The organism is Acidovorax sp. SUPP2539 (assembly GCF_030158975.1).
Taxonomy (GTDB): domain Bacteria; phylum Pseudomonadota; class Gammaproteobacteria; order Burkholderiales; family Burkholderiaceae_C; genus Paracidovorax.
The window spans coordinates 1258279-1278486 of record NZ_BQXJ01000001.1 but is presented as its reverse complement, the minus strand read 5'-3'; the positions used below and the strand labels follow the sequence as shown (position 1 = coordinate 1278486).

Sequence of the window (20208 nt, the reverse complement as noted above, 5' to 3'; positions counted from 1 at the left end):
CATGACCACGACCATCCGGTACCACGACCTCGTGGAGTCCATTGCTGCGTCCCTGCAGTACATCAGCTACTACCACCCCGCCGACTTCATCGCCCACCTGGCGCGCGCCTACGAGCGCGAGCAGAGCCCGGCGGCCAAGGACGCGATGGCGCAGATCCTCACCAACAGCAAGATGAGCGCGACCGGCCAGCGCCCCATCTGCCAGGACACCGGCATCGTCAACGTGTTCCTGAAGATCGGCATGGACGTGCGCTGGGAAGGCTTTCCCGGCGGCCTGGAAGACGCCATCAACGAAGGCGTGCGCCGCGGCTACAACCACCCCGACAACACGCTGCGCGCCAGCGTCGTGGCCGACCCGCAGTTCGCCCGCAAGAACACCAAGGACAACACGCCCGCGGTGATCTTCACGCAGATCGTTCCGGGCGACACCGTGGACATCACCGTCGCGGCCAAGGGCGGCGGCAGCGAGAACAAGTCCAAGATGGTCATGATGAACCCCAGCGACAACCTGGTGGACTGGGTGCTCAAGACCGTGCCCACGATGGGTGCCGGCTGGTGCCCGCCCGGCATGCTGGGCATCGGCATCGGCGGCACGGCGGAAAAAGCCGTCCTGCTGGCCAAGGAAAGCCTGATGGACGACCTGAACATGTACGAGCTGCAGGCCAAGGCCGCGCGCGGCGAAAAGCTCGACCAGATCGAGGAACTGCGCCTAGAGCTGTACGAGAAGGTCAACGCCCTGGGCATCGGCGCGCAGGGCCTGGGCGGCCTGAGCACCGTGCTGGACATCAAGGTCAAGATGTACCCCACGCATGCGGCCTCCAAGCCCGTGGCGATGATCCCCAACTGCGCCGCCACGCGCCACGCGCACTTCGTGCTGGACGGCTCCGGCCCCGCCTATCTGGAGGCGCCTTCGCTCGACCTGTGGCCCAAGATCGACTGGGCGCCCGACTACAACAAGAGCCGCCGCGTCAACCTGGACACCCTCACCAAGGAAGAAGTGGCGAGCTGGAAGCCGGGCGACACGCTGCTGCTCAACGGCAAGATGCTCACCGGCCGCGATGCCGCGCACAAGCGCATCCAGGACATGCTGGCCAAGGGCGAGAAGCTGCCCGTGGATTTCACCAACCGCGTCATCTACTACGTGGGCCCCGTGGATCCGGTCAAGGACGAGGCCGTGGGCCCCGCCGGCCCGACCACCGCCACGCGCATGGACAAGTTCACCGAGATGATGCTGGCCGAAACGGGCCTGATCTCGATGATCGGCAAGTCCGAGCGCGGCCCGGTCGCCATCGAAGCCATCAAGAAGCACCAGAGCGCCTACCTGATGGCCGTGGGCGGCGCCGCCTACCTGGTCAGCAAGGCCATCAAGGAAGCCAAGGTCGTCGGCTTTGCCGATCTGGGCATGGAAGCCATCTACGAGTTCACCGTGGTGGACATGCCCGTGACCGTGGCCGTGGATGCCGGCGGCACCAGCGCCCACATCACGGGCCCGGCGGAGTGGCAAAAGCGCATCGCCACGGGCGAGTTCAAGTCCATCGACCTCGTCGCCGCTTGAACTCCCTCTCCGGCCTTGGCGGCGGCTCCAGGCGTGGCCTGGTGGCGGCCCCGGGCCGCGGATCGGCCCAGCAGCCGCTGGGGCCGCCGGAGTTTTCTGATTTTTCCGTTCACATGGCACCAAGGCACGCATGACGCCCACTTCGCAGCAACGCCCCATCGGTGTGTTCGACAGCGGCATCGGCGGCCTGAGCGTGCTGCGCGCGCTGCAGGCCGAACTGCCGCACGAGCGCTTTTTCTACCTGGCGGACAGTGGCCACGCGCCCTACGGCGAGCGGGGCGACGCCTATGTCGCCGCGCGCACCCACGCTATCACCCGCTACCTGCAGGCGGCACATGGCATCAAGGCGCTGGTGGTCGCCTGCAACACGGCCACCGCCGCCGCCATCCACGAGGTCCGGACCCAATGCCCGGACCTGCCTCTCGTCGGCCTGGAGCCGGCCATCAAGCCCGCGGTGGCGCTCAGCCAGACCGGGCGCATCGGCGTCATCGGCACGCGGGGCACGCTCACCAGCGGCAAGTTCGCGTTGCTGCTGGGGTCGCTGCAATCGCAGGCCGAATTCGTGGTGCAGCCCTGCGACGGGCTGGCCTACGCCATCGAACGCAGCACTGAACATGCGGTGCCTGACGCCGCCGAATCCTCCGAGGTGCGCGAACTGTGCACGCGCTACATCGCCGCCATGGGCACGTTCGGCACCGCGGCAGGCCACATCGACACCCTGGTGCTGGGCTGCACCCACTATGTGTTCGCCGAAGAAGAATTGCGCGCCCTCATCGGCCCGGCGGTGCGCCTGGTGGACACCGGCGAGCCGGTTGCCAGGCAAACCCGCCGCCTGCTGCAGGCGACCGGCCTCCTCGCGGACCCCGGCGACGAGATCCCCGCCGCATGCGACCGCATGCAACTGATCACCACGGGCTCGCTGCTGCCCCTGCAGGCCGCAGCCCAGCGCTGGCTGCAGCTACCGGCCCGATGCTGCAGCACGGCCACCGTGCCGGCGGATGGTGCAGGTGCAATGGCTCATGAAGCCAATCGGGCTCTGGCGCAATAAATTTCCCGGCGTCTAGCTACAAAAACAATAGCAGACGCAACAACCGTCAGACGCCCCAGAGGCGCTCACCCGCATGCTCGATGTGGGTCAGATACAAACGCGTATCGAACTCATACTGGTGGTAGCGGGGCTCCATGTGCTCGCACAACTGGTAGAAGGCCTTGTCGTGGTCCTTCTCGCGCAAGTGGGCCAATTCGTGCACGACGATCATGCGCAGAAACTCTTCCGGTGCCTGCTTGAACATGGAGGCGATGCGGATCTCGTGCCGTGCCGTCAGGCGCCCGCCCTGCACGCGCGCCGACGAGGTGTGCAGCCCCAGCGCGTGCCGCACCACATGGATCTTGCTGTCGAACACCACTTTCTGCACCGTATCGGCCTTGCGCAGATGCTGCGCCTTCAGGTCGGCGGCATATTGGTACAGCGCCTTGTCGGTGCGCACGGCATGTGCCTGGGGATAGCGCCGCTGCAGCAGGGCCGCCAAGCCCCCTTCGGCGATGAGCGTGCGCACCTGATCCTGCAAGGCATCCGGGTACGCACGAAGGTAAGGCAGTTCAATCGCCATCGGTCGCAATCCGCTGGCCGCCTCTGGATGAAAGGCCACCGGGTGTTTCGAGAAGATGCGTGCGCTATCAGTGCAGATGGCGGGGACGGCGCCCGCCGCTGCCACCATGGCCACCACCGGAACCGCCGCTGCCGCGTGGCGGCTTGCCGATCTCCAGCGAGTTCACCAGGGCATCGAAACGCTGAGAGAACAGCTTGTCGATCTCGGCCACCACGCCGCCCAGTTCGGCGCCGTCGAAGTGGCGCTCCATCATGTTCACGACATCCTGCACGAGCAGATCGCGCTGCACCTGCATGATGGCCGCGGGGGTCGGGCCCACGAACAGCATGAGGAAGTCGTCACGCGCTTCGGTGCCGTCATCCTCTTCGTCCTCGTCGAAGTCGGTGTCGTAGAACGTGACCTCGATGGCCGCGCCCTGCTCCGACAACTCGTTGAGACTCATGCACATCTCGTCGAGCGACTGGCGGAAGTCTTCGTCGCCACGCACCGTCCAGCAGATTTGCAGGGTGTGCTCCTTGGCGTCGAACTGGATGCCGGGCTCTTCCTCATAGGCGCTCGCCGCACCATCGGCCAAGGAACGGGCCCCGGCGTACTTCCAGAGCGGCTTCAAAGCCTCTTGCAACTGGTCGAACCCCGTATCGGCCCGCAACTGCACCTGGCCGTGGACATGGATTTCAAAGGGAGCGTTGTAACTTGACATGATCGAATCGTAGTGGTGCCCCGAGCCGGGGTCGAACCGGCACGCCCCTTTTCAGGAAGCGGCGGATTTTAAGCCAGAGCATGACATCCGCACCGGGCTAACGCTGGACTTGGATGTGGCTTGCTGTAGCAGGTTTTCCGCCAGACCAATGCCTTCGATCATATCCCGGTGCGCGATGCAAACCGCCCCGGTTCTCCTCCGCCTGGCTCCTAGCCGGCCCCTGGAATCGGGGCCTTTCAGGAGCACCTCATGGCAAAGATCAAACTCACCAAGTCCGTCGTTGACACGGCGCAGGCGCAAACCTGCGACGTGGAACTCCGGGATACGCTCGTTCCGGGCTTCTTGTGCAAGGTTACACCAACCGGCCGCAAGGTATTCATGGTTCAGTACCGCACGAACTCCGGCGTGCGGCGCAAGCCGGCAATCGGCCAGTTCGGCGAGCTGACGGTCGAACAGGCCCGATCGCTGGCGCAAGACTGGCTGGCCGAAGTCCGGCGCGGGGGCGATCCCGGACTCGACAAGGCCGAAGCCCGCAAGGCGCCGACGGTCAAGGAGCTGTGCGGCCGGTTCATGGACGACCACTCCAAGCCGCACAACAAGCCCAGCACGCAGGCCGGCTACCAGTACCAGATCGACAGCTTCGTCATCCCGGCCTTCGGCAGCAAGAAGGCTCACGAGGTCACGCGCAACGACATTACCGCGCTGATGAAGCGCATGGAGAAGTCGCCCACCCAAGCCAACCGCGTGCTGTCGCTCGTCCGCAAGATGTTCAACCTGGCCGAACTGTGGGGCTACCGGCCCGATGGCTCCAATCCCTGCCGTCACGTCCCCAAGTACCCGGAAAAGGGTTCGACCCGGCTCATTACCGACGACCAGATGACCAAGCTGTTCGCCTATCTGGAGAAGGCCGAGGCCGAGGGCTTGGAACATCCCATCCACCTGCTGGCCGTCCGGCTGCAATTCGAGTTCGCGGCGCGCATGTCGGAAATCCTGCTGTTGCAATGGGATTGGCTCGACCTGCCCAACGGCCGGGTGGTATGGCCGGACAGCAAGACCGGCGATATGTCCAAGCCCCTGAGCGCCGAGGCTCGCCGCCTGTTGGAGAGTGCCCCCCACTATGGCGATTCGCCCTACGTTTGCCCTGCGATCCTCGATCACAAGAAGCCGCTAAGCCCCCACTCCTACTATCAGGCGTGGCGGCGCATCCTTGACCGTGCCGGTGTGCCGAAGGTCGGCACCCACGGCATCCGCCACCGCTCGGCGACGGACATTGCCAATTCGGGCGTGCCGCTCAAGGTCGGCATGGCGCTGACAGCGCACAAGACCGTGGCGATGTTCATGCGCTATGTCCACACCGAGGACGATCCTGTGCGCCAGGCGGCCGAGCTGGTGGCGACCCGGCGCCAGACCATCACGAAGGCGCGGCAACGCCAGCCCCAGGAGGCCACGGCATGAGCGCCCGGACGCCCAAAGCAGTAAAAGGCGCTGCCGTGCCTGCCGGCTACGCCGGCATCCACGGCGGCATCGTGGAACTGCTCGATGCCGCCCGCCAGGCGGCGGCGCGCAGCGTCAATGCGCTGATGACGGCCAGCTATTGGGAGATTGGTCGCCGCATCGTGGAGGCCGAGCAACAGGGCGAACGGCGCGCAGGGTACGGCGAACAGTTGATCGTCCGGTTGTCCGCCGACCTGACCGCCCGCTTCGGGCGCGGATTCAGCCCGGACAACCTGGAGAACATGCGGCGGTTCTTCGCCGCCTATCCCCGGCCGGTGATTTCCGAGGCACTGTCTCGGAAATCGGGGGACGGATTGCCTGCCGAGAAATCCGAGACAGCGTCTCGGAAATTGGCCCTGGGCGAGTTGGCGCAGGTGTTCACGTTGCCGTGGTCGGCCTACGTGCGGCTGCTGTCGGTCAAGGACGAGCACGCCCGCCGCTTCTACGAGGCCGAGGCGCTACGCGGCGGCTGGAGCGTGCGCCAGTTGGATCGGCAGATCGGCAGCCAGTTCTACGAGCGCACGGCCTTGTCGAAGGACAAGGCGGCGATGCTGGTCAAGGGCGCTGCGCCCAGGCCGGAGGATGCCGTCGGGCCGGACGATGCGATCAAAGACCCGTATGTGCTGGAGTTCCTGAACCTCAAGGACGAGTATTCCGAATCCGATCTGGAAGCGGCCCTGATCCAGCGGCTGGAGGATTTTCTGCTGGAACTGGGCGAAGGGTTCACCTTCGTCGGCCGGCAGCGGCGCTTACGCATCGACCAAACGTGGTATCGGGTGGATCTGCTGTTTTTCCACCGGCGGTTGCGCTGCCTGGTCATCATCGACTTGAAGCTGGGTAGCCTGACCCATGCGGACGTGGGCCAGATGCACATGTATTGCAACTACGCCAAGGAGCATTGGGCCTATCCCGATGAAAACCCGCCCGTGGGTTTGATCCTCTGCGCCGATAAGGGCCACGCGCTGGCGCGGTACGCCTTGGAAGGCTTACCGACGAAGGTGATGGCGGCGAACTACCGCACCGTGCTGCCGGATGCCGAACTGTTGCAGAAGGAGCTGGAAACCACGCGGCGCCTGCTGGAATCGCGCGCGGCGAAACAGCCCAGGAAGCTCCCGCAATAGCTGGGCGTCCCAGCGTGCCGCCGTCGGGTTCCGCGGCTGCACCAGCCTGCGCTACAAATGAATCGGCCGCCTAAGCAACGCTGCGCTGGCAGGACACAAGCTCGCAGCCTGCCGCGTCGCCAGCACTGAAGCCGGTGCGCTTGTGCGCTCCACCGGCTTGAAGCCCTGGCGCTCGAAGAACGGCGCTGCCGTCGTGGTCAGCAGCCAAGCGTCGCGCCCGCCTTCGTCGAAGGCGCGGCGTAGCAGCAGCGCGAGGATGCCGCCACCAATGCCGCGCTGGCGCGCGTGCGGCAGCACGACCAGGGAGCGCACCAGCACATCCCGTCCCATCCGCTCGAAGCCGCCGTAGCCCACGCGCTTGCCTGTCACCGTGGCATAGGCAAAGAAGCCGCGCCCCGGTTCGGTCAGATCGTCCGTGGGAAGTCCGGCCTCCTGCAAAGCCATGATGAGGCCTGTGTCGTTGCCCGCGGTCGGCGTATCCACCAGCAGCGGCGTACCGTCTTCTTTGCGAATCTCGCCCGCCGGCCGCTGCGGCAGCAGTTCGATCACCATGTCCGAGGGCCGGCATAGGCGTACGCCCAGGGGCGACACCACGATGGGCCGATTGATGAGGATCGGATGCGCCAGCATCTGGTCGATCAGTTCGTCGTCGCTCCAATGGGCAGCATCCAGCCCGAGTTCCTTGTAAGGCGTGCCCTTGATGCGCAGCACGTCCCGCACGCCCATGTCCATCCGTGCGATCAGAGCCTTCAAGGTTTCGCGGTCAGGCGGCGTCGTCAGGTACTCGATGACCGTGGGCGCGATGCCGCTGGCGCGGATCAGCGCCAGCGTGTTGCGCGACGTGCCGCAGTCCGGGTTGTGGTAGATCGTGACGGTACTCATGCTGAATGCCTTGCCGCGTTGCGCGGAGCCTGTTCGTACCAGCCGCGCGAGCGATTGACCACGCGCACGACCAGCAGCATCACCGGCACCTCGATCAGCACGCCGACCACGGTGGCCAGCGCGGCGCCGGAATGGAAGCCGAACAGGCTGATGGCCGCCGCCACGGCCAGCTCGAAGAAGTTGCTCGCGCCGATCAACGCCGAGGGGCAGGCGATGTTGTGCTTCTCGCCCACCTTGCGGTTGAGCCAGTAGGCCAAGCCGGAGTTAAAGAACACCTGGATCAAAATGGGCACCGCCAACATGGCGATGACCAGCGGCTGTTGCAGGATGGCCTGGCCTTGGAAGGCGAACAGCAGCACCAGCGTCAGCAGCAAGGCCGCGATCGACAGCGGGCCGATGCGCTCCAGGGCTTGATCGAACGCGGCCCGGCCCCGGCGCAGCAGCGTGCGGCGCCAGAGCTGCGCGAGGATGACCGGGATGACGATGTAGAGCACCACCGACACCAGCAGCGTGTCCCACGGCACCGTGATGGCCGACAGGCCCAGCAGCAGCCCTACGATGGGCGCGAAGGCGAACACCATGATGGTGTCGTTCAAGGCCACCTGAGACAGCGTGAACACCGGATCGCCGCCCGTCAGCCGGCTCCAGACGAACACCATTGCCGTGCAGGGCGCGGCGGCCAGCAGGATCAGGCCGGCCACGTAGCTGTCGAGCTGGTCGGCCGGCAACCACTCGGCGAAGACTTGGCGAATGAAGATCCACGCCAGCAGCGCCATCGAGAACGGCTTGACCGCCCAATTGACGAACAGCGTGACACCGATGCCGCGCCAGTGCTGCTTGACCTGGCCCAGCGCACTGAAGTCCACCTTGAGCAGCATCGGGATCACCATGATCCAGATCAGCAGGCCCACCGGCAGATTGACCTGCGCCACTTCCATGCGGCCGATGGCCTGGAACACGCCGGGCGCAAGCTGGCCCAGGGCGATGCCGGCGACGATGCACAGCAGCACCCACACGGTCAGGTAGCGCTCGAAGCCGCTCATGGCGGGCACCGCCGGCGCACGGCCGGCGGTATCGGTTCCTGCGGTCATCGCGCCGGCCTCACTGGCGGCCAATGTCGCGCAGCTCGCGCTGCAAGGACATGGCATCGAGGCTTTTCAGGGGCAGCGACAGGAACAGTTCGATGCGCCGGCGCAGCGTGATCGCGGCGTCCGTGAACGCCTTGCGCTGCTGTTCCTCCGTGCCTTCGACGGCCGCTGGGTCGGGCACGCCCCAATGGGCCGACACCGGCTTGCCCGGCCAGAGCGGGCACGCCTCTCCGGCGGCGTTGTCGCAGACGGTGAAGATGAAGTCAAACACCGGCGCATCCGGCGCCACGAACTCGTCCCAGCTCTTGCTGCGGTAGCCGGTCGCCGGCAGATGCAGGCGCTCCAGCGTGGCGAGCGCCAAGGGATGCACTTCGCCTCTCGGATGACTGCCCGCCGACCAGGCGCGGAAGCGCCCCTGGCCCAATGCGTTGAGGATGCCTTCGGCGAGGATCGACCGGGCCGAATTGCCCGTGCAGATGAACAAGGCGTTATAGGTGGTTTCTGTCGTCATGCGCGCCTCGCGTCAGCAGCAGGAAGTAGCCGACTTCGCGGAACGCGGCGCGCAGCACGCCGCGGCGGCGCCGGGCGCAGGCTGGGGCGCTTCGTTGAAGACGGGGATGTTGCCCAGCGTGTGGAAGTGTTCCCAGGCCACGCCCTGCGGGTCGGTGATCCAGTGCTTCTCGCTGCGCGCGTAGCAGCAGGTCGTGGTGCCTTCGTCGAGCAGCGCCATGTCAGCGGCCTGCGCGCGGGCCTTCAGCGTAGCGAGTTCGTCGGCGTCGTCGGTCTGGATGCCCAGGTGGTCGATGCCCGGCTTGTTGCCGCGCGTGGAGATGGCGAAGTTCACCGGCGGGTCTTCGAGCATCCACTTTGCGTAGTCGCCTTCGACACGCGCGGGCTGCGCGGCGAACAGTTGGGAGTAGAAGCCGATGCTGCGGTTCAGATCATCGACGTGCAGGTGGACGTGAAAGCGCTTCATGGGGATTTCCTTTCAGCAGGACTTGCAGGCAGAGGAGGATTCGGTGACTTCGCACGCACTGCCCTGGCAGCAGTGCTCGGTCATGTAGCCGAGCAGGCTGTTCATTTGCGCGAAGTCGGCGCGGTAGATCAGGTTGCGGCCTTGCTGCTCGATGGTGACGAGGCCGGCGTGGGCCAGTTCCTTCAAGTGAAAGGACAAAGAGTTGCGGGCCACGTCGAGCTGGTCGGCGAGGACGCTGGGCGTCAGCCCTTCGGGGCCGGCGACCACCAGGGCGCGGAACACGCGCAGGCGCTGGGTATGGGCCAGGGCACCAAGGGCGGAAACGGCTTGATCTTCGTTCATGGTTCGATAATACAACATTTATTGAATCATTGTGCAAGGAGCTAGCAAACAGAACCTCATGGCGTCCCGGCGTGCCGCCGTCGGGTTCGCGGGCTACGCCCCGCGCTTCGTGCCGAATCGCGGCCATTCGGCTTTGACCCCTGACGCCTCCGGCCCTCTCGGGCCTGCGCGCTCCGCTTGCCCCAAAAGCCGACTGTGTGCAGTGGGCGGGTGTGGGCGGTCTTGCTGTTCCCTTCACCGTATCACGGCGTTCTCGCCGTCAAGGGCGGCGCGCGCCATGCGCGCTTGCGTCCTGGCGGCCGTCTGCGACCCCTGACTGCTTGCGCTGCGCCGTGCTGGCACCGGTTCCGGGCAATTCCGCCCGAGCAACCGGAGCACGATCATGTCGCAACTGACCCTCACTCTCGACACCCCGCTGATGGTGCGCGATGGCCGTGGGCGCTATCGGCTGGCGGACGCCGACCAGATTCTGGAAGCCGCGCGCCAGGTCATCGAACAGAAGATGCAGCGCGGCGAGGCGTTCACTTCGCCGGAGGCGGTGAAGGACTACCTGCGCGCCAAGCTGGCCGGCTTCGAGCACGAAGTCTTCGCGGTGTTGTTCCTCGACACGCGCCATCGGCTGATCGACTACGTGGAGATGTTCCACGGCACGATCGACGCCGCCGAGGTGCATCCGCGCGAGGTAGTGAAGCAGGCGCTGCGACTCAATGCGGCGGCGGTCATCGTTTCGCACAACCATCCGAGCGGGAACCCCGAGCCGAGCGCGGCCGATAAGGCGCTGACCTCGCAGCTTCGGCAGGCGCTGGCGCTGGTGGACGTTCGCACGTTGGATCACATCATCGTCGCGGGAAGCCGTACCACGTCATTCGCCGAGCGCGGCCTGCTTTGACCCTTGGGGGCTTCGGCCCCCTTTTTTTTGCTGCGCCCGGCGGCGCAACTCCGGCCCTCGCGGGCCTACGCGTGCTGCGCACTTGCCGAAAACGGGACTGCGTGGAGGTGCGAGGGAGGCGGTCTTGCTGTTCCCTTCATCGTGCCACGGCGTTCTCGCCGTCAAGGGCGGCGCGCGCCATGCGCGCTTGCGTCCTGGCGGCCGTCTGCGACCCCTGACTGCTTGCGCTGCGCCGTGCCCCGGAAGGGTCGGGCAATTCCGCCCGGCATCCTTTCAGGAGTTCACCATGAACAACGCACTCATTACTGACGAGCAGCGCGTCGTGCTGCTGGCCAACGGCCGCGAATCGTTGGAGAACCCGGACTTCGATCCGGCCCCCGTGGTCAAGCTGTTCACGCCGGACGCCGGCGCGACCTGGCTGCTGACCGAGATTGATCCCGACGACCACGACCACGCCTTTGGTCTTTGCGACCTGGGCCTGGGGGCGCCGGAAATCGGCTGGGTCAGCCTGGGCGAGCTGGCGACGGTGCGCGGCGGGCTGGGCCTGCCGATCGAGCGCGACCTGTCTTTCCGCGCCGAGAAGCGGTTGAGCGTCTATGCGCGCGATGCGCGGCTGGCCGGGCGGATCGCTGTCTGACCTGGCCTTGGGAGCGCCGCAAGGCGCTCCTTGTGCTTTGTGCTTTCTCGACCATCGAAGGAGATCCATGCCATGAGCAGCCATCACGACTACATCATCGAAATCACCGCGCAGCACGATGCGCTCAAACCGTTCGCGCCGGAGAACGGCCAGCCCTTGCGCTTCAAGATCGGCGACGCGGTGATCTACACCAACGAGTACGGCGCACAGTTCCGCCGCCGCGTCACCGGGTTCTACCAGCCCACCGGGCTGTCGGGTCTGTACGCGCGCGGTGCGCGCTACCTGCTGGACTCGTCATCGCCGTGGATGCCGGTATTGGAATCCAGCCTGCGCCCTGACGACTCGGCGTGATGCCTACGCGCCCCTTGCGGGGCGCTGCGCGCTTTGCTTGCCTCCAGGGGAAAGCCCTGCGGGCTATCCCCGCCGCGCGGTGCTTGGCGCCCCTCAAAGACCGCCGAACCGGCTGCGCCGGATCGGCCAGACCGCAGCAGTCGCTGTCGAACACGCTTCCCCATGACCGGCGCATGAGCTTGTGCATCGAGCATTGAAGGCTGTGCGTCCCCGGCCAAGAAACATGGCCGGTCGCGCTGTCGTGCGCGCTGCGCATCGAGCCGCCTGCGGCGTCTCGCCCCTTCCGGGCTTCCATCGTTCCCTCGCTCCGCTCGGCTGACGCCTCCGGCCCGGCTTCCAGCTTCGGGCCTGCGCGCTTCGCTTGCCGTGCGGTCAGCGTGTTGGAGGGCCGTTGCCATGTCCAGCCGTCTCCCCTGACTTCATCACCTTGTCCGCGACTGTAGCCCGCGGCCGTGTGCCGTCAAGGCGCGCAGGGCCGTGTCCTCGGCTGCGCCTGCGGGCCGCACCAACCCTGCGCTTGCCTCCTTGACGGCCCTCGTTCGCGCGCTCCTGACCGTCGCGGGCGATGAACTCAGGAAAGACGGTGGCAACAGGGCCAACCGGGTTCCTCGTGCCGACCGCACCAAACAGCCGAAAGGCTGGGCTCCGAATCTAGGAATCCGGTGTGCGGTGAACAGCAAACCTTTTTTCTTTGTCAGGAGAAATGCCATGCAACTCGCATCCCGCTTCGCTTCCCGTTCCCCGGTGCTGCGTTCGGAACGCCCCTTGTCCGACGACCAAATCCGGGCCGTGGCCCCGTCCATCTTCGCGGACGCCCCGCACGAAAGCCGCTCCGAGCGGTACAGCTACATCCCCACCGCGACCGTGCTGCAAGAACTGCGCGGAGAAGGCTTCGAGCCTTTCATGGTGACGCAGACCCGCGTGCGCCACGACGACCGCCGCGACTACACCAAGCACATGATCCGGCTGCGCCACGCCAGCCAGATCAACGGCCGCGAGGCCAACGAAATCATCCTGCTGAACTCCCATGACGGCACCAGCAGCTATCAGATGCTGGCCGGGATGTTCCGCTTCGTTTGCAGCAATGGCCTTGTCTGCGGCGACACCGTGGCCGACGTGCGCGTGCCGCACAAGGGCGACGTGGCGGCGCAGGTCATCGAAGGCGCTTACGAAGTCCTGCACGGCTTCGACCGGGCGCAGGAATCGCGCGATGCCATGCGAGCCATCACGCTGGACGCAGGGGAATCGGAAGTGTTCGCCCGCGCTGCGCTGGCGTTGAAGTACGACGAGGACAAGCCTGCACCCATCACGGAATCGCAAATCCTGATGCCGCGCCGCCATGACGACGACCGCCGCGACCTGTGGAGCGTGTTCAACCGCACGCAGGAGAACTTGACCAAAGGCGGCCTGTCCGCCCGCGCCGCGAATGGCCGCCGCCAGACCACCCGGCCCGTACAGGGCATCGACCAAAGCGTGCGCCTCAATCGCGCCCTGTGGCTGCTGGCCGATGGCCTGCGCCAGTTGAAAGCCTGAATCCCCACGCGGCAGGGGCAGGCAGCAGCCCTTGCCGCTTCTCTCGCTGCTGCATCCCAACCGCAAGGAGTTATCACCATGAACGCCGTACTCAAAACCGAAACCGTCGCCATCGAAGCCGCCGCACCGCTGGAAGTGGCAGACCCGACCAAGAACCTGATCTTGGTTCCGCTGTCGCAACTGTTGCCGCGCCGCTCCAAGCGCAACGTCCGCACGACCCCGCGCCAGTCCATCCCCGAACTGGCCGCGAGCATTGCCCGCATCGGCCTGCTGCAAAACCTGATCGTCATCCTTTCCACCGATGGCGAGGCTTACGAGGTGGTGGCAGGCGACCGCCGCCTGACCGCCTTGAAGCTGCTGGCGAAGAAGAAGCGCATCCCTACCGACTACGAAGTGCCGTGCCTGCTGGTGGCCGATGCGTCCGCCCGTACCGTCAGCCTCGCGGAGAACGTGCAGCGCGAGAACATGCACCCCGCCGACCAGTTCGCGGCCTTCGCCGCGCTGGTCAAGGAAGGCCGACCCATCGAGGACATAGCCGCCGACTTCGGCGTGTCCCCGCTGGTGGTGCAGCGCCGCTTGAAGCTGGCGAACGTCTCGCCGCGCCTCATGGCCGACTACCGGGCCGGTGGCGTGACGCTGGAACAGTTGATGGCCTTGACCATCACCGATGACCACGCCGCGCAGGAAGCGGCGTTCTATGGTGCGCCGGAATGGCAGCGCAGCCCGTCCAAGCTGCGCGAGCGCCTGACCGAGCGCGAAATCGACGCCACGCACGCGCTGGTGCGCTTCGTCGGGCTGGACGCCTACCAGCAGGCAGGCGGCGGCATCCGCCGCGACCTGTTCGCGGAAGGCGATGCCGGAACCTACCTCACCGATACCGCAGTGCTGGAAACGCTGGTGCGCGACAAGCTGGCAACGCTGGCCGAGGACGTGCGCGCCGAGGGCTGGGCATGGGTGGAGGCCGTACCGCATCTGGCCTACGAGGAACGGCAGGCGTTCCAGAACGCCCCGCGCCACCGCCGCGAGCCGACCACCCGCGAGGCCCGCCGCATCGCCTCGCTGGAAACCCGCCTCGAAAAGATCGACGCCGAACTGGAAGAAGCTTGCGACGCCGAGGACGAGGCCAAGGCCGAGAAGCTGGAACAGCGTCGCGATCAGGTGGTCGGCGAACTGCAAGACGCGGAGGACGCCTTGCACGGCTATGCCCCCGATGTGCGCGAGGTGGCCGGTGCCATCGTCACCATCGACCGCAACGGCGAAGCCGTCATTCATCGCGGCCTGCTGCGCGAAGCCGAGGCGAAGGCGCTGCGCACGCTGGAAAAGCTGCGGCGCGGTTTCGGCAGCACCGAAGTCGAAGCCACCAACGACGAGCACGAGGACGCCGACGACGCGCCCAAGGCCGCGAGCGTGTCCGACCGGCTGGCACAGCGATTGAGCGCCCACCGCACCGCCGCGCTGCAAATCGAAGTGGCCCGGCATCCACACGTCGCGCTGGCCGCGCTGGTGCATGGCATGGTGCAGACCGTCTTGCAGGAAAGCCACTACGGCCACGACCTGCCGCTGGGCGTGAGCTTGAAACTGCAAGACCAGCTGGAAGGCATGGCCTCGGACTGGCCGGAATCGCCCGCCGCCGTGGCGCTGCGCGAGCTGCAACAGGTGGCGGGCGAAGCCTTGCCGGAGGACAGCGCCGAACTGTTCGCCGCACTGCTGGCGAAGTCGCAAGACGAACTGGTGCGCCTGCTGGCCGTGTGCGTGGCTTCCACGGTGGACGTGGTGACGCCTCGCGCCACGGTGCAGCAACCCGGCGAGGAACTGGCGCAGGCCGTCGGCCTCGACATGGCCGCATGGTGGAAGCCAACCGCAGAAGGCTACTTCAAGCACGTTTCCAAGGCCGTGATTCTGGATGCCGTGGGCGCGTTTGCACCGGAATCCGTCACCCGACTGGCGAAGCTCAAGAAGGCCGATATTGCCAGCGAAGCCGAGCGGCTGGCCGATGGCAAGGGCTGGATGCCCGCCATCTTCAAGGCCGAAGGCCCGCAGGATGCCGCGCAGGAGGCAGGCCCGGAGCAGGAAACACCGGACGATACCGAAGCAATGGCGGATGAACCTGCCGAGGCACTGGCCGCTTGACCCGCGCCGAAGGCAAGCGCCCCGGCCTCGACCGGGGCGCTTCGCTTTGTGTGGTGGCGCATCGAGACGAAGGAATAACCGCGATCAGCACCGCGCCCAGGCCGTTCCGCCCTGGGCGCGGTGGACGCGAAATCCGGGTGCGACAGTGGCCGCGCCCGGTGTTTAAGGCCAATAGCCGAATTAAAACGCCGCCGCCTTCGCGCTGGCTCAGGCGGCGGCGTTGAAGGCATCGCTGTAGTGCGCGATGCCTTCCGGCACTGTCCCATGCAGGGCCAGCGCCATGGAAATAGCCGGGCGGCACGCCCGGCAGTTGCAAGCCCGCATGGGCCTGGAAGCCAAAGCGCGTGTAGTACGTTGGATCTCCCAGCAGCACGCAGCCTGCGGCCTGCATAGCCCGCAGTTCAGACAGCGCCTGTTCCATCAGGCGCGAACCGATGCCTCGCCCCTGCCTTGGCGGCAGGACGGAGATCGGCCCCAACCCATACCAGCCCTCGGTCTTTCGCCTGTGCTCATGGGTGATCGTTACTGGCGACAGCGCGACGTGACCGACGACGCGCCCATGTTCTTCGGCCACGATGGAAAGCGTCAGTTCGTTGGCGGCACGCAAGGCGCGCACGATGAATTGCTCGGTGTGGCTGGTGTGTGGTGCATCAGCGAAGGCGGCGGTCGTGACCGCTTCGATGGCGGCAATGTCGTCGGCGGTTTCGTGTCGGAGCTGGATGGTCAGGGTGTGCCACATGAGATTCAGACGCCCATCGCCATGACCCAGCCCACCAGCCCGGCTAACAGCACCACGAGCGCCGGCGGCACGCGCCCCACCCTCAGCAGTCCGAACGAGAGCAGCGCCAGCCCAAAATCCGCCTTGCTGTGGATGGCACTCGTCCATACCGGGTCATAGAGGGCGGACACCAGAATACCGACCACGCCGGCGTTGATGCCGGCCATGGCCGTCTGGATGCCCGCGCGGTGGCGCAGCCCTTCCCAGAACGGCAGTGCACCGACCAGCATGAAAAAAGCGGGGAGGAAGATCGTGCCCAGGAGTGCCAGCCCGCCGATCCAGCCATGCAGCGGTCCGTGGGCGACCGCGCCGAGGTAGGCCGAGAAAGTGAACAGCGGCCCCGGCACGGCCTGCGCCGCACCGTAGCCGGCCAGGAAGTCGGCATTGCTCACGACGCCGCTGGGCACCACCGAGGCCTGCAGCAGCGGCAGCACAACGTGTCCACCGCCGAAGACCAGTGCACCGGAGCGGTACACCCCTTCCAGCAGGGCTATCGTGGACGAGTCCGTGGCTGCCGCCCACAGGGGCAGCCCGACGAGCGGTGCGGCAAACAGCAGCAGCGCCACGATGCCCAGCTTGCGCGAGACGGGGTAGCTGTGGGCGTGGCCGCCGCCGGGTTGCGCGATCTTCAATGTCCACCAGCCCAGCAGCCCTGCCACCGCGATGGCGGCAAGCTGTCCCGCGGCCGAGGGCAGGACCATGGTCAGCAGCGCCGCCAGAATGGCCAGCGCGGCGCGCGGCCGGTCCGGGCACAACGACTTGGCCATCCCCCAGACCGCTTGCGCCACGATGGCCACGGCGACGACCTTGAGCCCGTGCACCCAGTCGGACTGGGCCAGCCCCTGGTACTCGGCGATGCCAAAGGCGAACAGGATCAGCGCAATCGCCGATGGCAAGGTGAATCCGGCCCAGGCCGCCAGCAGCCCCAGCCAGCCCGCGCGGCCCAACCCCAGCGCCATACCGACCTGGCTGCTGGCCGGCCCCGGCAGGAACTGGCACAGGGCGACCAGATCGGAGTAGCTGCGGTCATCCAGCCAGCGGCGACGCTCGACGAACTCCGAGCGGAAATAGCCCAGATGCGCGATCGGCCCGCCGAAGGAGGTCAGCCCCAGCTTGAGGAAGGCGCCGAAGACTTCGACGGGTGAGCCGCGCGCGGCAGCGGCCTCATGCTGCAAGGTGTTGGTGGAATCTGTCATTTGTGCATCGCCTCCCCGGTGAACTCCCGGATGCGGTCCTTGGCCAGCGCCAAGCCTTCCTTGCCCTTGGGCGTGATCGTGTAGAGCTTGCGCACGGTGCGCCCTTCACGCTCCTGGCGGGAGACGAGGTAGCCGTCGCGCTCCATCTTGTGCAGCATCGGGTACAGCGTTCCGGGGGAGAGGCGGTAGCCGTGGTGGGCCAGCTCGTCGATCATCCATTGCCCGTAGATCTCCTGCTCGGCTGCGTGGTGCAGCACATGCAGGCGGATCAGCCCCGACAGCAGGTCGTGGTGCTCCATGGCACGTGGAGTAGGTTTCTCTTTCATATCGAATATCGATAACGAAATTCGATAATACCAGCCTCACTTCAGATTGCCTGCCGCTTGTGCGGGAGGTCTTCAGACCCTGCGACCCTCCGCATCCACCACGGCTTCGCCGTCTTCCTTGCGGAACGCGCCGCGCTGCGGCTGCGGCAGGATGTCCAGCACCGCCTCCGAAGGCCGGCACAGGCGCGTGCCCAGCGGCGTGACCACAATGGGCCGGTTGATGAGGATGGGATGCTGGAGCATGAAGTCGATCAACCGGTCATCGCCCCACTGCGGGTCGCCCAGGCCCAGTTCGGCATAGGGCGTGCCTTTCTCGCGCAGCACGGCGCGCGCCGATACGCCCATTGCGGCGATCAGCACCATCAGCGTCGCCCGATCGGGCGGGGTCTTCAGGTACTCGATGACCGTGGGCTCCTCGCCGCTGTTGCGGATCAGGGCCAGCACGTTGCGCGAGGTGCCGCAGTCGGGATTGTGGTAGATCGTGACGGTGCTCATGGGAGTGACCTGGTTGGTTATCGGGTGGCGGAGTTCGGGCCGCATTCGTACCAGCCGCGCGAGCGGTTGACCACGCGCACGACCAGCAGCATCACGGGTACCTCGATCAGCACGCCGACCACGGTGGCCAACGCCGCGCCGGACTGGAAGCCGAACAGGCTGATGGCGGCGGCCACGGCCAGCTCGAAGAAGTTGGAGGCACCAATCAGCGCCGAGGGACAGGCAATGTTGTGCTGCTCGCCCAGCCGACGGTTGAGCCAGTAGGCCAACCCGGAGTTGAAGAACACCTGGATCAGGATCGGCACCGCCAACATGGCGATCACCAGCGGCTGGCGGATGATGGCCTCGCCCTGGAAGGCGAACAGCAGCACCAGCGTGAGCAGCAGCGCCGCGATCGACAGAGGGCCGATGCGCTCCAGCGCCCGGTCGAAGGCGGCTTGGCCCTTGCTCAGCAACGCGCGGCGCCAGAGCTGGGCCAGGATGACCGGAATCACGATGTACAGACCGACCGATACCAGTAAGGTGTCCCACGGCACCGTAATGGACGATAAGCCCAGTAGCAGGCCCACGATTGGGGCGAAGGCGAAGACCATGATGGTGTCGTTCAGCGCCACCTGCGACAGCGTGAACACAGGATCGCCCCCGGTCAGCCGGCTCCAGACGAACACCATTGCCGTGCAGGGTGCGGCGGCCAGCAGGATCAGGCCCGCGACATAGCTGTCGAGCTGGTCGGAGGGCAGCCACTGCGCGAAGACCTGGCGGATGAAGATCCAGGCGAGTAGCGCCATCGAGAAGGGTTTGACGGCCCAGTTGACGAACAGCGTCACGCCGATGCCGCGCCAATGCTGCTTGACTTGGCCGAGAGCGCCGAAGTCCACCTTGAGCAGCATGGGAATGATCATCACCCAGATCAACAGGCCCACCGGCAGGTTGACCTGCGCGATCTCCATGCGGCCGATGGCATGGAACACGCTGGGCGCGAACTGGCCGAGCGCGATACCGGCGACGATGCACAGCAGTACCCACACGCTCAGGTAGCGCTCGAAGACGCTCATGGTGGGGGCGGCCGGCACGCGGCTGGCCGTTTGGGTTCCAACACTCATCGCGCAGACCTCACTTCGTGCCGATGCTGCGCAGCTCGTGCTGCAGCGACATGGCATCCAGGCGTTGCATCGGCAGCGACAGGAATAGCTCGATGCGCCGGCGCAAGGTCAGCGCCGCATCCGTGAATGCCTTGCGCTTCTGTTCGTCGGTGCCCTCGACGGCTGCGGGATCAGGCACACCCCAATGCGCCGACATCGGGCGTCCCGGCCACACGGGGCAGACCTCGCCGGCGGCGTTGTCGCAGACCGTGAAGATGAAATCCAGCTCCGGCGCACCGGGCGCCGCGAACTCGTCCCAGTTCTTGCTGCGGTAGCCGGCGGTCGGCATGTGCAGCCGCTCCAGCGTGGCGAGCGCCAGTGGGTGGACTTCGCCCTTGGGGTGGCTGCCCGCCGAGTAGGCGCGAAAGCGCCCCTGGCCCAATTCATTGAGGATGCCTTCGGCCAGGATGGAGCGGGCCGAGTTACCCGTGCAGATGAACAGGGCGTTGTAGGTCTTGTCGGTGGTCATGGGTATCTCACATCAGCAGCAGGAGGAAGCCGGCTTCACCGCAACGCCCACCGGCTTGCCGCGCACCGGGGTACAGCACGCTGCGGCGGAAGTCGCTGCAGGCGCCGCTTCGTTAAAGACCGGAATGTTGCCCAGCGTGTGGAAGTGCTCCCAGGCCACGCCCTGCGGATCGGTGATCCAGTGCTTCTCGCTGCGCGCGTAGCAGCAGGTCGTGGTGCCCTCGTCCAGCAGCGTCATGTCGGCCGCCTCGGCGCGGGCCTTCAGCACCGCCAATTCCTCGGCATCGTCGGTCTGGATACCCAGGTGGTCGATGCCCGGCTTGTTGCCACGTGTGGAGATGGCGAAGTTGACCGGCGGGTCTTCGAGCATCCATTTGGCGTAGTCGCCTTCGACGCGCGCGGGCTGCGCGGCGAACAGTTGGGAATAGAAGCCGATGCTGCGGTTCAGGTCATCGACGTGCAGGTGGACGTGAAAGCGCTTCATGGGGGTGATCC

At 66.3% G+C, this 20208-nt stretch carries 22 protein-coding genes and 1 pseudogene; 9 read left to right on the top strand and 14 right to left on the bottom strand.

Features of this window, described 5'->3' with window-relative positions:
• Position 1 precedes the first annotated feature (1 nt).
• Positions 2-1555 carry a fumarate hydratase gene (locus AVTE2539_RS05840; RefSeq protein ID WP_284408840.1) on the top strand — a complete coding sequence of 518 codons (1554 nt, stop codon included), beginning with the start codon at positions 2-4 and terminating at the stop codon, positions 1553-1555.
• 130 nt (positions 1556-1685) lie between these two features.
• A complete protein-coding gene (murI, locus tag AVTE2539_RS05835) occupies positions 1686-2603 on the top strand; it encodes a glutamate racemase (RefSeq protein ID WP_284408839.1) in 918 nt (305 codons plus the stop codon).
• 46 nt (positions 2604-2649) lie between these two features.
• Here the strand turns inward: murI and AVTE2539_RS05830 are convergent, their stop codons facing one another.
• Positions 2650-3165, bottom strand: coding sequence for a M48 metallopeptidase family protein (locus AVTE2539_RS05830; protein WP_284408838.1), 516 nt, complete (start codon positions 3163-3165; stop codon positions 2650-2652).
• Between the two features lie 67 nt (positions 3166-3232).
• Entirely contained in the window at positions 3233-3865 is a 633-nt protein-coding gene (locus AVTE2539_RS05825; RefSeq protein ID WP_272564201.1) for a DUF6806 family protein, read from the bottom strand.
• A 249-nt stretch (positions 3866-4114) separates the two neighbouring features.
• Here AVTE2539_RS05825 and AVTE2539_RS05820 point away from each other — a divergent pair, with 249 nt between their 5' ends.
• Together AVTE2539_RS05820 and AVTE2539_RS05815 are read left to right on the top strand one after the other, a co-directional pair.
• The gene (locus tag AVTE2539_RS05820; protein WP_151023883.1) at positions 4115-5320 is read left to right on the top strand and encodes a tyrosine-type recombinase/integrase; all 1206 of its coding nucleotides are present in this window, start codon (positions 4115-4117) and stop codon (positions 5318-5320) included.
• Positions 5317-6480, top strand: coding sequence for a PDDEXK nuclease domain-containing protein (locus AVTE2539_RS05815; protein WP_284408834.1), 1164 nt, complete (start codon positions 5317-5319; stop codon positions 6478-6480). The genes AVTE2539_RS05820 and AVTE2539_RS05815 overlap by 4 nt, the downstream gene beginning before the upstream one ends.
• 51 nt (positions 6481-6531) lie before the next feature.
• Here AVTE2539_RS05815 and arsN2 read toward each other — a convergent pair whose 3' ends face one another.
• Genes arsN2 through AVTE2539_RS05790 form a run of 5 tightly spaced genes read right to left on the bottom strand, consistent with a single transcriptional unit; the run spans position 6532 to position 9768 of the window.
• Positions 6532-7362 carry an arsenic resistance N-acetyltransferase ArsN2 gene (gene arsN2, locus AVTE2539_RS05810; protein WP_284408833.1) on the bottom strand — a complete coding sequence of 277 codons (831 nt, stop codon included), beginning with the start codon at positions 7360-7362 and terminating at the stop codon, positions 6532-6534.
• Complete coding sequence (gene arsB / locus AVTE2539_RS05805; RefSeq protein ID WP_151023886.1) at positions 7359-8453, bottom strand: ACR3 family arsenite efflux transporter; 1095 nt, start codon at positions 8451-8453, stop codon at positions 7359-7361. The genes arsN2 and arsB (AVTE2539_RS05805) overlap by 4 nt, the downstream gene beginning before the upstream one ends.
• 10 nt (positions 8454-8463) lie before the next feature.
• Complete coding sequence (locus AVTE2539_RS05800; protein ID WP_151023887.1) at positions 8464-8961, bottom strand: arsenate reductase ArsC; 498 nt, start codon at positions 8959-8961, stop codon at positions 8464-8466.
• Positions 8962-8973: 12 nt separating this feature from the next.
• Complete coding sequence (locus tag AVTE2539_RS05795) at positions 8974-9426, bottom strand: ArsI/CadI family heavy metal resistance metalloenzyme (RefSeq protein ID WP_151023888.1); 453 nt, start codon at positions 9424-9426, stop codon at positions 8974-8976.
• A gap of 12 nt (positions 9427-9438) precedes the next feature.
• Entirely contained in the window at positions 9439-9768 is a 330-nt protein-coding gene (locus AVTE2539_RS05790) for an ArsR/SmtB family transcription factor (RefSeq protein ID WP_057380616.1), read from the bottom strand.
• Between the two features lie 382 nt (positions 9769-10150).
• Here AVTE2539_RS05790 and radC point away from each other — a divergent pair, with 382 nt between their 5' ends.
• From radC to AVTE2539_RS05765, 5 genes are all read left to right on the top strand, one after another.
• Complete coding sequence (radC, locus tag AVTE2539_RS05785) at positions 10151-10657, top strand: RadC family protein (RefSeq protein WP_284408826.1); 507 nt, start codon at positions 10151-10153, stop codon at positions 10655-10657.
• A gap of 286 nt (positions 10658-10943) precedes the next feature.
• Positions 10944-11294 carry a DUF2958 domain-containing protein gene (locus AVTE2539_RS05780; protein ID WP_130561451.1) on the top strand — a complete coding sequence of 117 codons (351 nt, stop codon included), beginning with the start codon at positions 10944-10946 and terminating at the stop codon, positions 11292-11294.
• 72 nt (positions 11295-11366) lie between these two features.
• Positions 11367-11645, top strand: coding sequence for a hypothetical protein (locus tag AVTE2539_RS05775; protein WP_057386265.1), 279 nt, complete (start codon positions 11367-11369; stop codon positions 11643-11645).
• Between the two features lie 708 nt (positions 11646-12353).
• On the top strand, positions 12354-13178 hold the full coding sequence (locus AVTE2539_RS05770) for a DUF932 domain-containing protein (RefSeq protein WP_011805831.1): 825 nt from the start codon (positions 12354-12356) through the stop codon (positions 13176-13178).
• Positions 13179-13256: 78 nt separating this feature from the next.
• Positions 13257-15308, top strand: coding sequence for a ParB/RepB/Spo0J family partition protein (locus tag AVTE2539_RS05765; RefSeq protein ID WP_284408818.1), 2052 nt, complete (start codon positions 13257-13259; stop codon positions 15306-15308).
• Between the two features lie 207 nt (positions 15309-15515).
• Here AVTE2539_RS05765 and AVTE2539_RS05760 read toward each other — a convergent pair.
• From AVTE2539_RS05760 to AVTE2539_RS05730, 7 genes and pseudogenes are all read right to left on the bottom strand, one after another.
• A pseudogene (locus AVTE2539_RS05760) lies at positions 15516-16035 on the bottom strand (GNAT family N-acetyltransferase).
• A 17-nt stretch (positions 16036-16052) separates the two neighbouring features.
• Positions 16053-17282, bottom strand: a complete 1230-nt coding sequence (chrA, locus tag AVTE2539_RS05755) for a chromate efflux transporter (protein ID WP_284408815.1) — start codon at positions 17280-17282, stop codon at positions 16053-16055.
• Entirely contained in the window at positions 17279-17608 is a 330-nt protein-coding gene (locus AVTE2539_RS05750) for a PadR family transcriptional regulator (protein ID WP_015014846.1), read from the bottom strand. Before AVTE2539_RS05750 ends, chrA begins: the two co-directional genes overlap by 4 nt.
• Positions 17609-17680: 72 nt before the next feature.
• Positions 17681-18103: an arsenate reductase (glutaredoxin) gene (gene arsC / locus AVTE2539_RS05745; RefSeq protein ID WP_013721779.1), complete on the bottom strand. Its 423-nt coding sequence runs from the start codon at positions 18101-18103 to the stop codon at positions 17681-17683.
• 17 nt (positions 18104-18120) lie between these two features.
• The gene (gene arsB / locus AVTE2539_RS05740; RefSeq protein ID WP_013721778.1) at positions 18121-19206 is read right to left on the bottom strand and encodes an ACR3 family arsenite efflux transporter; all 1086 of its coding nucleotides are present in this window, start codon (positions 19204-19206) and stop codon (positions 18121-18123) included.
• Between the two features lie 10 nt (positions 19207-19216).
• Positions 19217-19714: an arsenate reductase ArsC gene (locus AVTE2539_RS05735; RefSeq protein ID WP_013721777.1), complete on the bottom strand. Its 498-nt coding sequence runs from the start codon at positions 19712-19714 to the stop codon at positions 19217-19219.
• A 12-nt stretch (positions 19715-19726) separates the two neighbouring features.
• Complete coding sequence (locus AVTE2539_RS05730; RefSeq protein WP_003107243.1) at positions 19727-20197, bottom strand: ArsI/CadI family heavy metal resistance metalloenzyme; 471 nt, start codon at positions 20195-20197, stop codon at positions 19727-19729.
• Positions 20198-20208 lie beyond the last annotated feature (11 nt).

What these genes read in the sequence shown, in the direction of transcription:
- AVTE2539_RS05730 (WP_003107243.1), bottom strand. Translation starts at nt 20,197, where the DNA reads ATGAAGCGCTTTCACGTCCACCTGCACGTCGATGACCTGAACCGCAGC.
- AVTE2539_RS05795 (WP_151023888.1), bottom strand. Translation starts at nt 9,426, where the DNA reads ATGAAGCGCTTTCACGTCCACCTGCACGTCGATGATCTGAACCGCAGC.
- AVTE2539_RS05775 (WP_057386265.1), top strand. Translation starts at nt 11,367, where the DNA reads ATGAGCAGCCATCACGACTACATCATCGAAATCACCGCGCAGCACGAT.
- radC (WP_284408826.1), top strand. Translation starts at nt 10,151, where the DNA reads ATGTCGCAACTGACCCTCACTCTCGACACCCCGCTGATGGTGCGCGAT.
- AVTE2539_RS05825 (WP_272564201.1), bottom strand. Translation starts at nt 3,865, where the DNA reads ATGTCAAGTTACAACGCTCCCTTTGAAATCCATGTCCACGGCCAGGTG.
- AVTE2539_RS05830 (WP_284408838.1), bottom strand. Translation starts at nt 3,165, where the DNA reads ATGGCGATTGAACTGCCTTACCTTCGTGCGTACCCGGATGCCTTGCAG.
- murI (WP_284408839.1), top strand. Translation starts at nt 1,686, where the DNA reads ATGACGCCCACTTCGCAGCAACGCCCCATCGGTGTGTTCGACAGCGGC.
- AVTE2539_RS05815 (WP_284408834.1), top strand. Translation starts at nt 5,317, where the DNA reads ATGAGCGCCCGGACGCCCAAAGCAGTAAAAGGCGCTGCCGTGCCTGCC.
- AVTE2539_RS05820 (WP_151023883.1), top strand. Translation starts at nt 4,115, where the DNA reads ATGGCAAAGATCAAACTCACCAAGTCCGTCGTTGACACGGCGCAGGCG.
- AVTE2539_RS05790 (WP_057380616.1), bottom strand. Translation starts at nt 9,768, where the DNA reads ATGAACGAAGATCAAGCCGTTTCCGCCCTTGGTGCCCTGGCCCATACC.
- AVTE2539_RS05735 (WP_013721777.1), bottom strand. Translation starts at nt 19,714, where the DNA reads ATGACCACCGACAAGACCTACAACGCCCTGTTCATCTGCACGGGTAAC.
- AVTE2539_RS05750 (WP_015014846.1), bottom strand. Translation starts at nt 17,608, where the DNA reads ATGAAAGAGAAACCTACTCCACGTGCCATGGAGCACCACGACCTGCTG.
- AVTE2539_RS05770 (WP_011805831.1), top strand. Translation starts at nt 12,354, where the DNA reads ATGCAACTCGCATCCCGCTTCGCTTCCCGTTCCCCGGTGCTGCGTTCG.
- chrA (WP_284408815.1), bottom strand. Translation starts at nt 17,282, where the DNA reads ATGACAGATTCCACCAACACCTTGCAGCATGAGGCCGCTGCCGCGCGC.
- arsC (WP_013721779.1), bottom strand. Translation starts at nt 18,103, where the DNA reads ATGAGCACCGTCACGATCTACCACAATCCCGACTGCGGCACCTCGCGC.
- arsB (WP_013721778.1), bottom strand. Translation starts at nt 19,206, where the DNA reads ATGAGTGTTGGAACCCAAACGGCCAGCCGCGTGCCGGCCGCCCCCACC.
- AVTE2539_RS05800 (WP_151023887.1), bottom strand. Translation starts at nt 8,961, where the DNA reads ATGACGACAGAAACCACCTATAACGCCTTGTTCATCTGCACGGGCAAT.
- AVTE2539_RS05840 (WP_284408840.1), top strand. Translation starts at nt 2, where the DNA reads ATGACCACGACCATCCGGTACCACGACCTCGTGGAGTCCATTGCTGCG.
- arsB (WP_151023886.1), bottom strand. Translation starts at nt 8,453, where the DNA reads ATGACCGCAGGAACCGATACCGCCGGCCGTGCGCCGGCGGTGCCCGCC.
- arsN2 (WP_284408833.1), bottom strand. Translation starts at nt 7,362, where the DNA reads ATGAGTACCGTCACGATCTACCACAACCCGGACTGCGGCACGTCGCGC.
- AVTE2539_RS05780 (WP_130561451.1), top strand. Translation starts at nt 10,944, where the DNA reads ATGAACAACGCACTCATTACTGACGAGCAGCGCGTCGTGCTGCTGGCC.
- AVTE2539_RS05765 (WP_284408818.1), top strand. Translation starts at nt 13,257, where the DNA reads ATGAACGCCGTACTCAAAACCGAAACCGTCGCCATCGAAGCCGCCGCA.